This window comes from Photorhabdus machadonis (assembly GCF_052657765.1).
In genome coordinates this window covers 268,668-285,017 of sequence record NZ_CP199761.1, presented here as the reverse complement: position 1 = coordinate 285,017, position 16,350 = coordinate 268,668, and the positions used below count along the sequence as shown (strand labels likewise).

Below are 16,350 nucleotides of genomic sequence, written 5' to 3'. Positions count from 1 at the left end.
GCAACAACTGTAAGGCTTTCCTAATTTCTTTAAGTTCGCGGAGCTACTTGAACATCCCCAAACTATTATCTGGTCGGCGAGAGAGGATTCGAACCTCCGACCCACTGGTCCCAAACCAGTTGCGCTACCAAGCTGCGCTACTCGCCGAAAACGAGCCGCATCTTACTGCGCTCGTTGTAGGCCGTCAATACCTTTTCGATAATCATAGGTTAGTTGCTGATAAAAACAGCGTGAATGCCGTTATGCCGTACTTTCTCACGGATTTCACAGAAATACGTCAATTAGGTAAAAAATAATGTTGTAGCTAAATCTGGACTTTCTTTTTCGTGACTAAGTTATTTTAACCTGCTACCCAGTACCCCTAGAAAGGTTTATTCATCAAATAAGTCAGAATGTCTTCCTGTTCATTCAAAACTAACGACATCACCAACTACTTTGTAAATCAATAATCAATCAGGCTCAATGTGAGCATCACGAAATTCCTTCCATTCACCACGAGCACTCTTAGCCAAAGTTTCGGCAGTCAATTTATTAGAGGTGTTAAGTTCCAGCCATTGCATCTCACAACAGCCGGAATTGACTATTTCAGGTTATTATTGCAGTAACGAAATATCCGCAACTTTCAGGAATAACTCACGCAATTCACTTAACAAGGTTAAGCGATTCACGCGCACCTGCTGGTCTTCATCCATCACCATGACATTGTCAAAGAAAGCATCGACAACTTCACGCAGAGAAGCCAATTCAACCAACGCTTCCTGATAGTGCCCCTCAGCAAACAAAGGTGCCAGCTTATCCTGTAAAACCAACAGATGCGTTGCCAACCTCACCTCTTCAGGCGCTTTCAGTACAGAGGCACTCACTTTTTCATTCAGTGTTTCTTCAGACTTAGCCAAAATGTTAGAAACACGCTTATTCGCCGCAGCCAACGCTGCGGCGGCTTCCAATGTACGGAAATGAGTGACGGCTTTAACACGGGCATCGAAATCAGCGGGTTGCGTTGGACGACGCGCCAATACAGCCTGAATGGTATCAATGCTGTAACCCTGCTCCTGATACCAGGCACGGAAACGACCAAGCATAAACTCCACTACTTCATCGATAACTTTGGTATTCGTCAGCTTGTCACCATACAGACGAACCGCTTCTTCTGTCAGTGCCTGCAAATCCAGCGGCAGTTTTTTCTCAACGATAATACGCAAAGCACCCAGCGCAGCACGACGCAGCGCAAACGGGTCTTTATCGCCTTTTGGATGCTGACCAATGCCAAAAATACCCGCCAGAGTATCCATTTTGTCCGCAATGGCTAACGCACAAGAAACGCCGGAAGAAGGCAACTCATCACCGGCAAAACGCGGTTGATATTGCTCATTCAGTGCCAGAGCAACCTCTTCCGCTTCACCGTCATGGCGGGCGTAATGCATCCCCATCACACCCTGCGTATCGGTAAACTCAAATACCATGTTGGTCATCAGGTCACATTTAGACAACAGGCCAGCACGGGTAGCATGATCAACATCAGCGCCGATCTTCTCTGCAATCCAGCCAGCCAGCGCCTGAATACGATCCGTTTTATCACGCAAAGTACCAAGCTGTTTCTGGAATAGAACTGTTTCTAATCGAGGTAGGTTATCTTCCAGACGCTGTTTACGATCCGTCTTAAAGAAGAATTCCGCATCAGCCAAACGCGGACGAACCACTTTTTCGTTACCAGAAATGATTTGCTGTGGATCAGAAGAATCAATGTTGGTGACAAAAATAAAGTTCGCCATCAACTTGCCGGCATTGTCATAAACCGGGAAGTATTTCTGGTCCCCTTTCATGGTATAAACCAACGCTTCTGCTGGCACTTCGAGGAATTTCTCTTCAAATTTCGCCGTCAGCACAACCGGCCATTCAACCAGTGAAGTAACTTCGTCCAACAGGCTGTCACTAACATCTGCAATGCCACCCAGTTGAACAGCGGCTTGTTCCACATCCTGCTTGATGAGCGCCTTACGGGTTTCATAATCCGCGATCACTTTACCGCGTTGCTGCAAAATCGCCGGATACTGTTCCGCATTGTCAAGCGTGAATTCAGGCTCACCCATAAAACGATGACCACGAATGACACGCGCGGATTTGATGCCCAGAATGTCACCTTCAATCAGTTCATTACCGAACAACATTGCAACGGTATGCACCGGGCGAACAAACTGAGTCTCTCTATCGCTCCAACGCATTAATTTAGGTATCGGCAACTTACTCAGAGCATGGCTGACCATATCCGCCAGCAACACTTTAACACTGCAACCCTTAACCAGCGCACGGTACAGTAACCATTCGCCTTTATCCGTCACCAAACGTTCAGCCTGAGAAGCCGTAATACCACAACCACGAGCCCAACCTTCAGCCGCTTTTGTCGGTTTACCTTCCGCATCAAATGCCTGAGCAATCGCCGGGCCACGTTTTTCCACTTCACGGTCAGCCTGCGCTTCATCCAAGTTGGCGACTTTCAGCGCCAGACGACGCGGAGAGGCAAACCAGCTCACTTCACCATGAGCCAAATTAGCGTTATCCAGTTCTGCCGCAAAATGAGCTGCAAATGCTTCAGCCAGTGAACGAAGAGCCTTCGGCGGCAACTCTTCTGTGCCGATTTCCACCAGGAAAGTCTGTTGAGTCATGACAGCCTCTTAGTTCTGATTCTTTTTACACATAGGGAAGCCCAACGCCTCGCGGGAGGCATAATACGCTTCTGCAACAGCTTTGGTCAGGGTGCGGATACGCAAGATATAGCGCTGACGTTCAGTCACCGAGATAGCTTTACGGGCATCCAACAAATTGAATGTATGCCCCGCTTTGAGAATACGTTCATAAGCCGGCAGAGGCAGCGGCGTTTCCAGCGCCAGCAGCGCCTGAGCTTCTTTTTCATATTGCTCGAAGCAACTAAACAGGAAATCGACATCTGCATACTCAAAGTTATAAGTAGATTGTTCTACTTCATTCTGATGATAAATATCACCATAAGTGGTTCTACCCAGTGGGCCATCGCACCAAACCAGATCATAAACACTGTCCACGCCCTGGATATACATCGCCAGACGCTCAAGACCGTAAGTAATCTCGCCGGTTACCGGCTTACACTCAAGGCCACCGACCTGCTGGAAGTAAGTGAACTGAGTCACTTCCATGCCGTTAAGCCACACTTCCCAGCCCAAGCCCCAGGCACCCAATGTCGGGTTTTCCCAGTTATCTTCAACAAAACGGATATCGTGAACCGTCGGGTCCAACCCCAACTCTTTCAGGGAACCCAGATATAATTCCTGAATATTGTCTGGTGACGGCTTAATAATGACCTGAAACTGATAGTAATGTTGTAAGCGATTCGGGTTTTCACCGTATCGACCATCCGTCGGACGACGGGAAGGTTGCACATAAGCCGCAGCAATTGGCTCCGGGCCAAGTGCACGCAGGCAAGTAATTGGATGAGAAGTACCCGCGCCGACTTCCATGTCCAGTGGTTGGACAATGGTGCAGCCCTGGCGCGCCCAATAATCCTGTAATGTCAGGATCAGCCCCTGAAAGGTCTTGGTATCAAACTTTTGCATGTTGGATCCGCACGCGATACATATGAATTTGAAAGGAAGCTGGTCAGTATACCCTTTGACCTTAAGATATACAGCCCTGAATTCGCTCTCAATTCCACCCTGAAATAAAAAAATCTTAATCTGGCTATTTTACTTGTATGTATATACAGTTAAAGTACAGTCAATTATTAACCATTAACATCGGAAATAATCATCATGGAACTAACACGCTGTAATTGGGTGACCTCTGATCCTGAATATCTGGCTTACCATGACAATGAATGGGGAAAACCACAAAAAGATAGCCAGAAGCTGTTTGAAATGATTTGTCTGGAAGGCCAGCAATCCGGGCTGTCATGGCTGACTATCCTGAAAAAACGCGAAGGCTATCGCCAATGTTTTCATCAGTTTGATCCGGTAAAAATTGCCGTCATGGATGAAAATGATGTGGCACAGCTGATGCTTGATCCCGCTATTGTCCGCAATCGCGCCAAAATTAACGCCATTATCAACAATGCGCGGGCATATCTTAAAATGCAACAACAGGGTGAGGAATTCAGCACCTTTATCTGGCGTTTTGTTGATAACAAACCGATTATTAATCAGTGGAAAACCATCACAGAGGTGCCGGTAACAACAGATCTTTCAGATGAGTTATCACAAGCCCTGAAAAAAAGAGGGTTCAAATTTATCGGCAGTACCACTTGCTATGCATTTATGCAGGCGACAGGCTTGGTCAATGACCATATAACTGACTGTTTATGTAGAAAATAAATTCAGTGAATTACAATAGCCCCAAGATTAATGCCAATAATAAAGCTGGATATTAACCAAACATTTAGCTCTTTATTTTAAATGTTAAATTAAATGCAATATTAAATAATCAATAGTCATAATTTTCCAGATTGCACCCCGATAATGCGAAGGGTATGGTGTTATTCTTTCTAATTTAAATAACACACCGACAACGAACACAGCTATGATTTTTTCTCAATTCGGTAACAAGTTTACACAAGACGCAGGTATAACCCGCCTGATGAATGACCTTAATCAAGGGTTGAGGACACCCGGGGCAATTATGCTGGGCGGTGGTAATCCGGCACATATCCCGGAAATGGATGACTATTTTCAGCAATTACTCACGGAAATGGTCGCAAGCGGCCAACTCACGGAAACACTATGCAACTATGATGGTCCTCAGGGTAAAGATACGCTAATTCGAGCATTGGCAGAGATGCTGCGCGAAAAACTTGGCTGGGAAATTGGTACACAAAATATTGCCCTGACCAATGGCAGCCAGAGCGCATTTTTCTATCTGTTTAACCTGCTGGCCGGGCGCAGTGAAGATGGTTCTACCCGTAAGGTGCTATTTCCACTGGCACCAGAATATATTGGCTATTCCGACTCAGGGCTGGATGAAGGCTTATTTGTTGCCAATAAACCCAATATTGAATTATTGCCAGCAGGTCAGTTCAAATACCGTGTTGATTTTGACCATCTCAATATTACCGACGAGATTGGCCTGATCTGTGTTTCTCGCCCAACCAACCCAACCGGCAACGTCATCACTGACGAAGAATTGCAGCGGCTGGATTATCTCGCTCAACACCACCACATTCCGCTGCTAATTGATAATGCTTACGGTGTACCCTTCCCAGGCATTATTTTCAGCGAAGCCACGCCATTGTGGAATCCCAATATTATTCTGTGCATGAGCTTATCCAAATTAGGGCTGCCCGGCTCCCGCTGCGGGATCATTATTGCTAACGATAAAATCATCAATGCCGTCAGTAACATGAATGGCATCATCAGCCTCGCACCGGGCGGCATTGGGCCAGCAATGGCACTGGAAATGATCCGCCGCAATGACCTTCTTCGCCTGTCACAGGAAGTTATCCGCCCGTTCTATCAACAACGGGTTCAAGACGTCATTCATATTATCCGTCGTTATCTGCCGGCGGAACTTTGTCTGATCCATAAACCAGAGGGTGCCATTTTTCTGTGGCTATGGTTTAAAAACCTGCCGATAACAACAGAAACGCTTTACCACAGGCTGAAAAAGCGCGGTGTACTGATGGTTCCAGGTCACTATTTCTTCCCAGGACTGGAACAAAACTGGCCACATGCTCACGAATGTATGCGCATGAACTACGTTCCTGATCCGGAAAGTATCGAAAAAGGAATTGCGATTCTGGCGGAAGAGATTGAACTGGCACATCAAAAAGTCGCCTGAAACCAGCAATAAAAAAGCTCCTGCATGAAAATGCGGGAGCCAAAAGACAACGAGGACTTTTACATGATTATTATCAGAATTTGTAGAATACGTGGTGCATAAGAAGAGAAAAAAACATTCCTTGTCTACCCCACTCTCCTTAAGCAGTCTCTATTTAATCAGAAAGTTTTAAATCTAATAGCTTGAATAGGCCGGTTTTTGTGCGTTTACTGATGGCTAATGCAAGAGTGCATTATGCATTAATGAGACTTTCAGCCGATATGCCAAATTGCTTATTCAGTTTCCGAATCATTGGTAGTGTTAGATTGCGCTTACCGTTTAATATTTCATAAACACGATTAACCCGACCTATTGCTGGTTCAAGATCTTTCGCTGTGAGGCCCATCTGATCCATACGGAATTTTATAGCCTCAATAGGGTTTGGCGGGTCAATCGGGAAGTGTTCAGTCTCGTAAGCCTCAATCAGCAAAACCATGACTTCCATATAATCAAACTCGGGAGATCCAATTTCAGGCTGATTATCAAACAATGGAGAAACGGCTTTTAAAGCTTCCTTATAATCCTGTTCTGTTCTGATAGGTTTAATATTCATAGCTTACTCCGGCTCAATTGTGTTGGCGTCTATCGCATCATATTGCTGATGTGTTCCAACAAATTTCACATACAACCAGCCAATCGGATAAAAAATAGAAACAATTAAGCGATAGTCGTTACCTTTGATATTAAATACCACGCGATTATTTTTTAGAATACTCGCGTTGCGGTATTGCGATTTAATCTCCCCCGGGGTTTTCCAACTGGCTTTTTTAGCTTCATCAACCCAGGCTCTAAGTGGTTGCTCGGCGTTGGGGTATGATTCCCAAAACGCTTTCAGTGTCGAAACAGAGATTATCTTCATGTGGAATATGATAGTCCCAATACGAGGCTTAAGGCAAGAAAAAGTCCCATTATGGGATAAATCTCTTAGCAAGAAGAACCTACCAGAAAACCACTCGTTCCATATTACTATATTTGGGCGTTAATCCCGCAGTGCATGTTGACGGCGGCACGGCGATACTGTCACATAATACCTGCCTGGCCTTCTGGCAGCACTTTTAGGTCTTTCACCTATAAAGCCCAAAAAAGAACCACCAATACCTAACCTATTACTCACTGATTCTGTCAGAAACTGAACCGTCGTTATGTGGTTTAACCCACAAATTATAAGGGATTGTTGTAATATGGGGAAAGAGAGGACTTCTTGAAATAACATGACGGATATATAAAAGCCAAATCAATTTTATACTTAAAAAACATTTAAGATATAGACCACTTAAATCATTATGATGATTTGTATCATTCCTTAATTAATCAGAAGAACAGAGAAAAGTAGTGTTACATAAAAAATTCACTACTTTTTGGTATCAGTGCTATGGTCAATGTTGCGTGGCGTGATTATAGTGATGACGTAAAGGCTCTTAGCTAAGGAACTTAGGGGAATAAAAACCACCCAACAAACCAACGCAAGAGTGAAATATTCCGGCTGTTTGACCATACGAGATCAATAGAACCAATGAAGAGTAATAAATTAATTCTATTTTGCGTCACATTAGGATGGCTGTTAACCAGCGGGTGCACGAGCATTATGACCCATTCAGGGCCTAACTATGGTTATTATTCCGGCGCAAAAACGAATATTGAAATGCTGAAAGATAACGACACTGGCTGGATAATGAAGCCACTATTAGCGATTGACCTGCCTTTTTCTGCCCTGCTAGATACCATTTTATTACCTTATGACTATATAAAATCCGATGAGGATCAATCAGCAAGTTCACCAAAAGAACGAATTGAAAAAATAGAAAAAGCACAACACCAGATCAAAACCAACTAATAATTCGTTCCGGTTTATTGATTGCCACCAGTAAATAGCAAACTGGCGGCAAATATATTTATTTGATTCCTGTTTCCACCAGGAAAATTTGCATATAACCATCAACTTCACGCCTAAATGCAATATGGTGACTATCCGGTGAAATCACAACCGCATCCGCAGAAGGTGCCTGTTCAGTACGTTCAGTCAATCGCCGCATCTGCCCATTTTGCACATCACACAGCATCACGCTGTTATCACAAATAAAAGCGACAAACCGACCACTACCCTCCCAACTAAAAGCGGATTGAATGCCACAATTTCCCCTAGTGATTTGACGAGGTTCTCCACCATTTGGCGATATTGTCCACAATTGCACAATGCCATTATCATCTTTCATCAGAAAACCAATCTGCTCACCACCCGATGAAACCCGTAGCCAATGACGTGGGTTATTCACCACCCCCGGCCAGCGTTTGTGACCGGTAAATGTCAAACGACGCTGCATTACACCGGCAGGCGGTGCCGGTAACGTTGTTTCCGTACCTTCCAGTGGTTTTTCCCCTGCTATTGCATAATCAACATCCTGTTCAGGTAAATCAACGACATAGACTTCCGGTAGTTTTTCCCCTGTTGCAGAAATGGTATCGCCAATAAATGCCAGAGCCCAACGCTGCCAATTGCCATCCGCTTTACGATATCCTGCCTGGCCTACCCAACCTTCTTCATAGGCGCGGTTAATATCATCACTGCCCGGCTCCGGCTGAAAAGTGGTACTACTGACCACAACGGAGAAATAGCTACCATCATGTTCACGAGGATGGTGTTTAGGCGGCACCACTGATTTGAGGGGCACCGCCACGGCGATATTGCGTAAATCCAGCGCTGGATCAAGCTCATGCATAACATGGTCGTTATAAGTAAAACTCAGACGATTACCCTCCGGGCTGAACACATGAACATGACTGCCGCCACGCAACGCTCCCGCCGTATAAGGGGCGGTAATATCCATGGCATCCAGAGTGACTGCTTTTCCGGATAAATCCTCACTGACAATCACCCCTCGCCGGTGATGAAAATCATAATGCCATTGCTCATCCGGGCATTCTGGCCCGTGAATAAAAACATACCGGACAGGTTCTGTTGGGCTGACGGTCACTACACCCACATGAGCACCCTGCTTCGCCTGATAGATAATATCTATTTTGCCACTCTGTACATGAATTTTTTCTATCGTTAAACCGGTAAACGAAGCACCATGAGGACGAACATCATAAGCTAACCATTGACTGTCTGGCGTCCAAATATTGGTATTGGTAAGCTGGTGGTTGCGATTGCCAAACGTGATTTGTCGTTCCTGAAAGAACACTTTATTATCCTTATATCAGTTTTCTTCGAATAACTATTACTAATCCAAAATGGATAAAGAGAAAAAATTTCAGTCGAGACTTTACCATTTCGACATTACCCTTACCTTTTTATGCTGCACACATCGAATAATCTATGTTACTGAGTGTTCTTTATATTATTGGGATTACCGCTGAAGCGATGACTGGAGCTTTAGCCGCAGGCCGCCGTAAGATGGATATGTTTGGCGTGATCATTATTGCTTCCGTGACTGCCATTGGCGGTGGTTCCGTTCGGGACATACTTCTGGGACATTACCCTCTTGGTTGGGTCAAACACCCTGAATATATCGTGACCGTCGCCTGCGCAGCCGTGATAACCACCTGGACTGCCCCCATGATGAAACATTTACGCCGTCTATTTCTTATCCTGGATGCCATTGGCCTGATTGTCTTCTCCATTATTGGTGCGCAGATTGCGCTGGACATGAACTATGGCCCAATAATCGCCTCCATTGCGGCGGTTATCACCGGCGTTTTCGGTGGTGTGTTACGCGATATGTTGTGTAACACCATTCCGTTAGTTTTCCAGAAAGAGATTTATGCCGGTGTCTCCTTTACCGCTGCCTGGTTATATATTGGCTTACAGCACACCCCGTTACCGCCAAACGGCATTGTTCTGATTACCCTGATCGCAGGTTTGACAGCAAGATTGGTTGCTATTCGCTACCGTCTTGGATTACCTGTCTTTAATTATGAGCACTCCGATCACTGAACCATATCAACGGGGTTAACCACAACCCCGTTTTCCCGGTCAAACCCCGTTATCCCTGCCACTGACAGTTTATCTGCAATCATTTTAATCTGCGCGTCATTGATAAAATCAGACAATTTTTTCAATTGCCCGGCAGTGAGCTGTTGTTTTAACTGTGCTCCGGCTAATTTCTGCTCCAGTTGCTGCCAGTGATCAACATCGTCAGACAGCTTAGCCATATAAGGCACCCCAATACCTTTCATCCAATAAGAAAAAGGCTGATTTTTTGCCTTGCTGAATTGTGAATAAATAGCCTGTGCTCGTTTATCTCCGATTCCCGGTAAGGCCGCAATTTGTTGAACTGAAAGTGTTAACCAACCGGTTAAATCAGTGACTAATTTCTGTTCAGTCAAAATTGTCCAACTACCGCTACTGACACCTGTCATGTGCAGATTTTCACCAAGCCATTTCAGTCGTGCATTAAACTGTTGTTCACAACCCACCGTTAACGTCAGGCAACTCAGCGCATGATAACGCTGCTTATCCGGTGGCTGAATATCCTGACGCTCTTTACTCCGCCACACCACTTGATCTAATTTCGGGATACCATGACCGGCTAGTGTAAGAGTCACCCGATCCCCCGGTAACACATCCAACTGTTGCCAACGACGGACTGAACCAATATTAACTCGGCTGACTTGTCGGTCATCCAGTTTTACCTTATCCAGCCCAAGCACCACTGAGATTTTGCCCGTTCTGCCAATAGTAAAACTCACGTCCCTGACGAGTGTGACCTGATGGCGCAAAGGGTGTTTCCATGCCACAGCCCAACTGTTAGATCCAGACCGCCACTGGTTTCCTTTAGGTTCAATGCCCTGTTTCAGCACGATACCGTCTGTAGCAAAAGGCATAGGTTGTTCAAAATAATGCATCCGCAGTTTCTGGACCTGTTCTGGTCTTTCTATTTCATGGCTATAGCGAAGCGCTAATGGAAAACCCATATCCGCTAGTTTTCTCAATTTATCTTCCATCTCGGCAGGACCATCCGGCCAGCTCCAGATAAACACACCTACTTGCTTTAATTCTGGCACATGCTCTTTCCGCATCATCAGACCAGCGACCCGACTACGAGCGCCATCACTGCCAGATAACTGCTGTCTATGCGCCTCTTTATGCAGAAAAAGCTCTCCTTGCAACACCATATCAGATGGCGAATTTTCTATATTCTGAGGAATATCAGGAATATGTTGACTTTTCGCTGTCCAATTCACGCCTGCGGAACCATTACCCCGGCTAATTAATGAAACTAATTTCCCGTTCTGATAAACCAGTGTTACCGCCACGCCATCAATCTTTGGCTGCAACCAAACAGGTAACCTACCGTACAACCATCGGTTAATTTCCCGTTCGTCTTTCAATTTGCTTAATCCGGTATGAGCAACTGGATGAACAAGCTTATTATCCGTAATAACTGCCACAGGAAAATCCGAATGAGGTGCTTGTTTCAAACAGAGTTGCCAATGAATTAGCTCCGCCATTAATTGATCATAAACTTCATCATCGATCTCACTGATCCCTTTCTGACGATAGAGTTGATCCCATCGAGCCATCTGTTGCATCAAGCTTTTAGTTTCACGTTGTAATTTGTCCTGTGACCATGCAGGACAATCTTTCTCTGTCTTCAATATCTCAGCCGCAACTACCGGTGTACTGAAAACAATGAACAGAATCAATATCAATAAATTAAGCATCCGTTGCTCCCTGGCTATCCATGCATAACAGCAAAATAGAGGATAAAGAGAGGCTGTCCAAGACAGAAATAATAACTTTGCGAAGCGGTTCGAAGGAATAACTTCCTGAAATCCCAAGATAACGAACTTTTTTATATACTGCACAGACAGATAATCATGGTGAAAACCTGATTCATTTAACGATTTATTGCATTGCAATTAATAATTAAATTCTAAGACTTTCAAGAAGCAGGATACTTGATTGTTTTTCCGTTACCCATCATACTTATGCGCATACCTTTGCGCATAGGAGTAAACACCATGAATATCGTTACCTCTCCCCGTAACAACACCAAAAGAAGCACCAACGTGTACCTGACGGCTTCACTAGTCGATAAAGCCCGTAGTATGGACATGAATCTCTCAGCAACACTAGATATCCTTCTGGCGCAGGCTATAAAAGCTAAACAGGATGAGAGAGAGAAAGAGAAAGAAGATATGCAGGCTATGAACATATTCATGGCGAAAGCTGGAATGCTTACAGACGATGAATTTTTCGGGAGCCTGTAATGCCACAGCAATTTGATGTGTATCGTAATCCATCGGCCAAAACAAACAGGCTTTGGCCGTTTTACCTTATTATCCAGAATGATTATTTTGATGATTTAACAACAAGGATGATTGTTCCTCTGGTATCTAAGAATGACATTAGCCTCAACCAGAAAAGAATCACCCCTCAGGTGGTCATTAATAACAACAGTTATTATATACTTACACCGGCAATAACGTTTCTGGATGCAAAAAAAATCAACAAATCAGATTTTGTATGCAACGTAGCCTCATCCAGAAATGAAATTATCTCAGCCCTCGATGCCATCATAACGAACACCTGAACCCGCAAAGAGAAGAAAGATAACCAGAACCGTCAGACCCCTTCGTGCGGAGAATGTAAAAAATACCCGCTCAATCAGGGCAATTTTTCTCTGTATTCAATGTTTCAGCCGCAATTATCAATGTACTGAAAATAATGAACAGGATTAATATCAATAAATTAAGCATCCGTTGCTCCTTGGCTATCCATGCATAACAGCAAAATAGAGGATAAAGAGAGGCTGTCCAAGGCTGAGATAATAACTTTGCGAAGCAGTTCGAAGGAATAACTTTCTGAAATCCCAAGATAACGAACTTTTTTATATACTGCGTAGAGTGGATATCACAGTGAAAACCTAATTCATTTAACTATTTGTTGCATTGCAATTAATAATTAAATGCATATGCTACTCTAAATATACCCTATGGATTTCAAGATGGATCGCGGCGGCAAGGGAGCGAATCCCCGGGAGCATAGATAACTCTGTGACCGGGGTGAGTGAATGCAGCCAACAAAAAGGCAACTTGAAAGATAACGGGTATACTTGCATATAAATAACTCAGGAGAGCATTTATGGTCACAGAAACAATCGATCATTCCACACTAAATCGGCTGGTTGAAGCCGGCGCTGTTAACTCGGTACATGTGGTAGGCCATAACGATGGATGGACTCTGATGGTGAAATATGGCGCGGTGGAGCGTCCTCTGATTGCCCAGCGCAGTCGCCAAGTACGCCTGTTTAAACGACTGGAAACCCTTGTCACTTATCTTAAAGACATAGGCATTGCACAGTTCAATGTAGATGCAGCCAATTATAATCTGGGTACACCAACGAAAACGGCCCGTCCAGACCGTGCAGAAGCCCTGAAACGGGCGCATAAGGCTGCTGCCTATGATGCATGGTTCCGTCAGCAAGTTCAGGCAGCTATCGATGATCCCCACCCCAGTGTTCCTCATGAGGAAGTTAAAGCACGGTTTGCAGCCAAAAAAGCGGCCCTACGTAAGGAGATATAATGGAGCTGGAATGGAAGCCAATGGCTTTGGCTGATCGTGAGGCTATTATGGAATATATCGCGCTGGATAATCCGCTGGCTGCAATTGAACTGGATAATGAATTTGAAGTAACGGCAGAAATGGCCTGCCAACATCCCAATATGTATAAACCTGGTAGGGTAAAAGGGACACGGGAGGCTGTCGTTCATCCCCATTACGTGATGATCTACCAGGTTCGGAGAAACCTTTTACAGGTACTCAGAGTGTTACATACCGCCCGGCAATGGCCCTAGCTATTCACGGTGATAAAATTTTTCTTACCTTGTTTCTGATATATACCCTATGGATTTCAAGATGCATCGAGACGGCAAGGGAGCGAATCCCCGGGAGCATAGATAACTCTGTGACCGGGGTGAGCGAGTGCAGCCAACAAAGAGGCAACTTGAAAGATAACGGGTATATCCATCTAGCTGCGAGCTGGCGCTAGAACGATCATAGCGCCTGAATATGTCATCATGTAAAAAATACCCGCTCAATCAGGGCAATTTTTCTCTGTATTCAATGTCTCAGCCGCAATTATCAATGTACTGAAAATAATGAACAGAATTAATATCAATAAATTAAGCATCCGTTGCTCCCTGGCTATCCATGCATAACAACAAAATAGAGGATAAAGAGAGGCTGTCCAAGACAGAAATAATAACTTTGCGAAGCGGTTCGAAGGAATAACTTCCTGAAATCCCAAGATAACGAACTTTTTCATATACTGCATAGAGCGGATATCATGGTGAAAACCTGATGTATTTAATACTTGGTTCAGTGCTGCTATCAATAATCTCCGCCACCAGTGGTTTTCATCGAAAACAGAGTCTTGACAACTTACAAACTTATCACATAAGATAAGATTAAGGGCAATATTGAATATGAACTGGAACATTGAACTCTATGATGGCGTCGAGGATGCAATCCTCAATATGCCACCCAGAATTCAGGCTCGCATGCTAAAACTGCTTGAGCTCATTGAAGAACATGGCGCTAATCTTGGAGAGCCACACACTAAGTCAATGGGAAAAGGTCTATTCGAGATTCGCGCCAAAGCGCAAGAAGGTCTAGGACGCGGATTGTTTTGCTATCTACAAGGTTCAAATATCATTGTCCTTCATGCGTTTATTAAGAAAAACCAGAAGATATCTAAAAAGGATCTTGATCTCGCTTATGAACGAATGAAAGAGGTTACAAAATGAGTAGCTTAAAGTCTCTAAAATCCCAAGCATTAGCTAACCCAGATGTAAAAGCTGAGTATGATGCGCTAGAACCAGAATTCGAGTTAATTAATACTCTATTACGCATGCGGCGTGCTGCTGGTTTAACTCAAAATCAAGTTGCACAGCGGATGGGAACGAAAGAAGCGAATATTTCCAGGCTTGAAAAAGGAAATGGAAACCCAACACTTAAAACACTATTGAACTACGCCAGAGCTTGCAATTGTGCACTGCATTTTGGCTTCAAAACAATTTAATCCAAGCAATATAGAAAAGCATCTTCGGGTGTTTTTCATATTTGTTTTCTTTTGTAATAGCCTTGCGGGTGAACAACCGAAGGGTTAGCTGGGTAAGCTTCAATACCAAAGTGCATAGCGATACGGTTAGTCAATCTATTAAGTACTATTTTGTTATTACAAACCACTAATCAATGACGGAATAAAATATAATAACTCAGCCTATCGAATATTCATTTGAAATCTCATTGCGCACTCCCGATGTTATTATCAAAATCAACTTTCAAATAAACATCAAAAGGCAATAACTTCACGAAATAGTTTGAAAAGAAAACACTACCCAAAAATAACGGACTTTTTATAAATTATATAGAACAAATATTACGACAAAAATATTAATAATTATTCATTTCCAGCTTTGTGATTAATCATTAGTAAATTAATTTATACATTTACATATTATTAGCAACTATAATGATATAAATAAGGTTTCATAATTCTGATACACACATGGTCTTCGACCCTTACTATACATAGGATTATACGTTGTACAAGGTATAGCACTATTTTGGAATGTTATTTATATTTCCGCTAAGTTCTTCTAATCAAAATTAAAAATTGTAGTTTTTGTCACTTATTTGGTAGAAAAACAATTGAAGCCGGATTAAAAAATAGACTTGTCATTAGGTATTAATTATTTTTCCTATTATATTTAAAGAATAGACAACGTTCTTCATATCAGTAGAAATGCAGCTTAACCCACAAGGGATAGATTTCATGACATAGACTCCCTGTGGGTAAAAGATAAATTCTATATAACCTTCATTAGGAGAATAATATGAGTCAAAATAACGATTTCTCACCAAATATGGATACCAACGATAATCCTATAAAACAATATTGGCAACCAAACAGGAATAGTGACGCTGATAATAATACGCCCATCGCCTCTACTAAAGAGGCAACTGCCATGTTATTACCAAATGGCAGAGTGATCGCTTAGGGAGATGATGATGTCAGAAATATCCCACCCGAAATTGCTCAATTACAGGACATTGTCAGAATAAGTACAACAGGTAAATCTTTCGCAGTCTTACGACAGAATGGTCAGATATTAGCCTGGGATGTTGGTAACGATAATATAGTACATAGTGAATATGATGATTAACCCATTGTTATTATGAATCATTAAAAAAACACTAAAACCAAGGCTGAGCCATATACCTCAGTTCAGCCTGTCGTTTATTCCATTTGAAATATCGGCACCCCTCCCGCTGTTATTACTAAAATAACCGTCCAAATAAAGATGAAAAGACAATAACTCCACTAAACAGTTTGGAAAATAAATAACCTCAGCTCTGCTTAAGAACAGAGATTTCAGAAGCACGTAGATTCAGACTCGGTCTTATCGCTTGGAATGTAAATGCGCCGCTTCTATGCGTTTCGTGCATTGACTCAAGCATTTTTATGCCGATAACGTATCAATAGTAAGTTTGTCAGGCATTTG

Annotated in this window: 17 protein-coding genes and 1 tRNA gene; 11 read left to right on the top strand and 7 right to left on the bottom strand. The window is 43.3% G+C overall.

The window, feature by feature from the left end; genetic code table 11:
• Positions 1-70 precede the first annotated feature (70 nt).
• The 3 genes from ACUN2T_RS01435 to glyQ form a co-directional block, all read right to left on the bottom strand.
• Positions 71-147 (bottom strand) — tRNA-Pro (locus ACUN2T_RS01435).
• A gap of 446 nt (positions 148-593) precedes the next feature.
• Positions 594-2,663: a glycine--tRNA ligase subunit beta gene (gene glyS / locus ACUN2T_RS01430; RefSeq protein WP_445495919.1), complete on the bottom strand. Its 2,070-nt coding sequence runs from the start codon at positions 2,661-2,663 to the stop codon at positions 594-596.
• A 9-nt stretch (positions 2,664-2,672) separates the two neighbouring features.
• Positions 2,673-3,587 carry a glycine--tRNA ligase subunit alpha gene (glyQ, locus tag ACUN2T_RS01425; protein ID WP_445495918.1) on the bottom strand — a complete coding sequence of 305 codons (915 nt, stop codon included), beginning with the start codon at positions 3,585-3,587 and terminating at the stop codon, positions 2,673-2,675.
• Positions 3,588-3,782: 195 nt separating this feature from the next.
• On the opposite strand from glyQ, the gene ACUN2T_RS01420 reads away from it, so the two are divergent.
• Both ACUN2T_RS01420 and ACUN2T_RS01415 read left to right on the top strand, forming a co-directional pair.
• The gene (locus ACUN2T_RS01420) at positions 3,783-4,340 is read left to right on the top strand and encodes a DNA-3-methyladenine glycosylase I (RefSeq protein WP_445495916.1); all 558 of its coding nucleotides are present in this window, start codon (positions 3,783-3,785) and stop codon (positions 4,338-4,340) included.
• Positions 4,341-4,545: 205 nt separating this feature from the next.
• A complete protein-coding gene (locus tag ACUN2T_RS01415) occupies positions 4,546-5,799 on the top strand; it encodes a valine--pyruvate transaminase (RefSeq protein WP_445495915.1) in 1,254 nt (417 codons plus the stop codon).
• Positions 5,800-6,031: 232 nt separating this feature from the next.
• On the opposite strand, the gene ACUN2T_RS01410 is transcribed toward ACUN2T_RS01415, so the two are convergent.
• Positions 6,032-6,391, bottom strand: coding sequence for a helix-turn-helix domain-containing protein (locus ACUN2T_RS01410; RefSeq protein ID WP_350306477.1), 360 nt, complete (start codon positions 6,389-6,391; stop codon positions 6,032-6,034).
• 3 nt (positions 6,392-6,394) lie between these two features.
• On the bottom strand, positions 6,395-6,697 hold the full coding sequence (locus ACUN2T_RS01405; RefSeq protein WP_350306476.1) for a type II toxin-antitoxin system HigB family toxin: 303 nt from the start codon (positions 6,695-6,697) through the stop codon (positions 6,395-6,397).
• Positions 6,698-7,351: 654 nt separating this feature from the next.
• On the opposite strand from ACUN2T_RS01405, the gene ACUN2T_RS01400 reads away from it, so the two are divergent.
• Entirely contained in the window at positions 7,352-7,672 is a 321-nt protein-coding gene (locus tag ACUN2T_RS01400) for a YceK/YidQ family lipoprotein (protein ID WP_445495914.1), read from the top strand.
• 58 nt (positions 7,673-7,730) lie between these two features.
• On the opposite strand, the gene ACUN2T_RS01395 is transcribed toward ACUN2T_RS01400, so the two are convergent.
• A complete protein-coding gene (locus ACUN2T_RS01395; RefSeq protein ID WP_445495913.1) occupies positions 7,731-9,020 on the bottom strand; it encodes a DUF3748 domain-containing protein in 1,290 nt (429 codons plus the stop codon).
• A 134-nt stretch (positions 9,021-9,154) separates the two neighbouring features.
• Here ACUN2T_RS01395 and ACUN2T_RS01390 point away from each other — a divergent pair, with 134 nt between their 5' ends.
• On the top strand, positions 9,155-9,772 hold the full coding sequence (locus ACUN2T_RS01390) for a trimeric intracellular cation channel family protein (RefSeq protein ID WP_445495912.1): 618 nt from the start codon (positions 9,155-9,157) through the stop codon (positions 9,770-9,772).
• On the opposite strand, the gene ligB is transcribed toward ACUN2T_RS01390, so the two are convergent.
• Entirely contained in the window at positions 9,766-11,502 is a 1,737-nt protein-coding gene (gene ligB, locus ACUN2T_RS01385) for an NAD-dependent DNA ligase LigB (RefSeq protein ID WP_445495911.1), read from the bottom strand. The two genes, ACUN2T_RS01390 and ligB, sit on opposite strands and share 7 nt — an antisense overlap.
• Positions 11,503-11,802: 300 nt before the next feature.
• On the opposite strand from ligB, the gene ACUN2T_RS01380 reads away from it, so the two are divergent.
• The 7 genes from ACUN2T_RS01380 to ACUN2T_RS01350 all read left to right on the top strand — a co-directional run bounded on the left by ACUN2T_RS01380 (position 11,803) and on the right by ACUN2T_RS01350 (position 15,846).
• The gene (locus tag ACUN2T_RS01380; protein ID WP_445495909.1) at positions 11,803-12,051 is read left to right on the top strand and encodes a type II toxin-antitoxin system CcdA family antitoxin; all 249 of its coding nucleotides are present in this window, start codon (positions 11,803-11,805) and stop codon (positions 12,049-12,051) included.
• Positions 12,051-12,374, top strand: coding sequence for a CcdB family protein (locus ACUN2T_RS01375; protein ID WP_445495907.1), 324 nt, complete (start codon positions 12,051-12,053; stop codon positions 12,372-12,374). Before ACUN2T_RS01380 ends, ACUN2T_RS01375 begins: the two co-directional genes overlap by 1 nt.
• A gap of 551 nt (positions 12,375-12,925) precedes the next feature.
• Positions 12,926-13,366, top strand: coding sequence for a type II toxin-antitoxin system RelB family antitoxin (gene relB / locus ACUN2T_RS01370; protein WP_054479526.1), 441 nt, complete (start codon positions 12,926-12,928; stop codon positions 13,364-13,366).
• Positions 13,366-13,638, top strand: a complete 273-nt coding sequence (locus ACUN2T_RS01365; RefSeq protein WP_350306470.1) for a type II toxin-antitoxin system RelE/ParE family toxin — start codon at positions 13,366-13,368, stop codon at positions 13,636-13,638. The genes relB and ACUN2T_RS01365 overlap by 1 nt, the downstream gene beginning before the upstream one ends.
• A 630-nt stretch (positions 13,639-14,268) precedes the next feature.
• Positions 14,269-14,589 (top strand): type II toxin-antitoxin system RelE/ParE family toxin, encoded by a 321-nt coding sequence (locus ACUN2T_RS01360; RefSeq protein WP_162120309.1) that lies wholly within the window; start codon positions 14,269-14,271, stop codon positions 14,587-14,589.
• Positions 14,586-14,864 (top strand): helix-turn-helix domain-containing protein, encoded by a 279-nt coding sequence (locus ACUN2T_RS01355; RefSeq protein WP_214085184.1) that lies wholly within the window; start codon positions 14,586-14,588, stop codon positions 14,862-14,864. The genes ACUN2T_RS01360 and ACUN2T_RS01355 overlap by 4 nt, the downstream gene beginning before the upstream one ends.
• 817 nt (positions 14,865-15,681) lie before the next feature.
• Positions 15,682-15,846 carry a hypothetical protein gene (locus tag ACUN2T_RS01350; protein WP_445495906.1) on the top strand — a complete coding sequence of 55 codons (165 nt, stop codon included), beginning with the start codon at positions 15,682-15,684 and terminating at the stop codon, positions 15,844-15,846.
• The last annotated feature ends 504 nt before the right edge of the window (positions 15,847-16,350 follow it).

What these genes read in the sequence shown, in the direction of transcription:
- glyS (WP_445495919.1), bottom strand. Translation starts at nt 2,663, where the DNA reads ATGACTCAACAGACTTTCCTGGTGGAAATCGGCACAGAAGAGTTGCCG.
- glyQ (WP_445495918.1), bottom strand. Translation starts at nt 3,587, where the DNA reads ATGCAAAAGTTTGATACCAAGACCTTTCAGGGGCTGATCCTGACATTA.
- ACUN2T_RS01420 (WP_445495916.1), top strand. Translation starts at nt 3,783, where the DNA reads ATGGAACTAACACGCTGTAATTGGGTGACCTCTGATCCTGAATATCTG.
- ACUN2T_RS01415 (WP_445495915.1), top strand. Translation starts at nt 4,546, where the DNA reads ATGATTTTTTCTCAATTCGGTAACAAGTTTACACAAGACGCAGGTATA.
- ACUN2T_RS01410 (WP_350306477.1), bottom strand. Translation starts at nt 6,391, where the DNA reads ATGAATATTAAACCTATCAGAACAGAACAGGATTATAAGGAAGCTTTA.
- ACUN2T_RS01405 (WP_350306476.1), bottom strand. Translation starts at nt 6,697, where the DNA reads ATGAAGATAATCTCTGTTTCGACACTGAAAGCGTTTTGGGAATCATAC.
- ACUN2T_RS01400 (WP_445495914.1), top strand. Translation starts at nt 7,352, where the DNA reads ATGAAGAGTAATAAATTAATTCTATTTTGCGTCACATTAGGATGGCTG.
- ACUN2T_RS01390 (WP_445495912.1), top strand. Translation starts at nt 9,155, where the DNA reads ATGTTACTGAGTGTTCTTTATATTATTGGGATTACCGCTGAAGCGATG.
- ligB (WP_445495911.1), bottom strand. Translation starts at nt 11,502, where the DNA reads ATGCTTAATTTATTGATATTGATTCTGTTCATTGTTTTCAGTACACCG.
- ACUN2T_RS01380 (WP_445495909.1), top strand. Translation starts at nt 11,803, where the DNA reads ATGAATATCGTTACCTCTCCCCGTAACAACACCAAAAGAAGCACCAAC.
- ACUN2T_RS01375 (WP_445495907.1), top strand. Translation starts at nt 12,051, where the DNA reads ATGCCACAGCAATTTGATGTGTATCGTAATCCATCGGCCAAAACAAAC.
- relB (WP_054479526.1), top strand. Translation starts at nt 12,926, where the DNA reads ATGGTCACAGAAACAATCGATCATTCCACACTAAATCGGCTGGTTGAA.
- ACUN2T_RS01365 (WP_350306470.1), top strand. Translation starts at nt 13,366, where the DNA reads ATGGAGCTGGAATGGAAGCCAATGGCTTTGGCTGATCGTGAGGCTATT.
- ACUN2T_RS01360 (WP_162120309.1), top strand. Translation starts at nt 14,269, where the DNA reads ATGAACTGGAACATTGAACTCTATGATGGCGTCGAGGATGCAATCCTC.
- ACUN2T_RS01355 (WP_214085184.1), top strand. Translation starts at nt 14,586, where the DNA reads ATGAGTAGCTTAAAGTCTCTAAAATCCCAAGCATTAGCTAACCCAGAT.
- ACUN2T_RS01350 (WP_445495906.1), top strand. Translation starts at nt 15,682, where the DNA reads ATGAGTCAAAATAACGATTTCTCACCAAATATGGATACCAACGATAAT.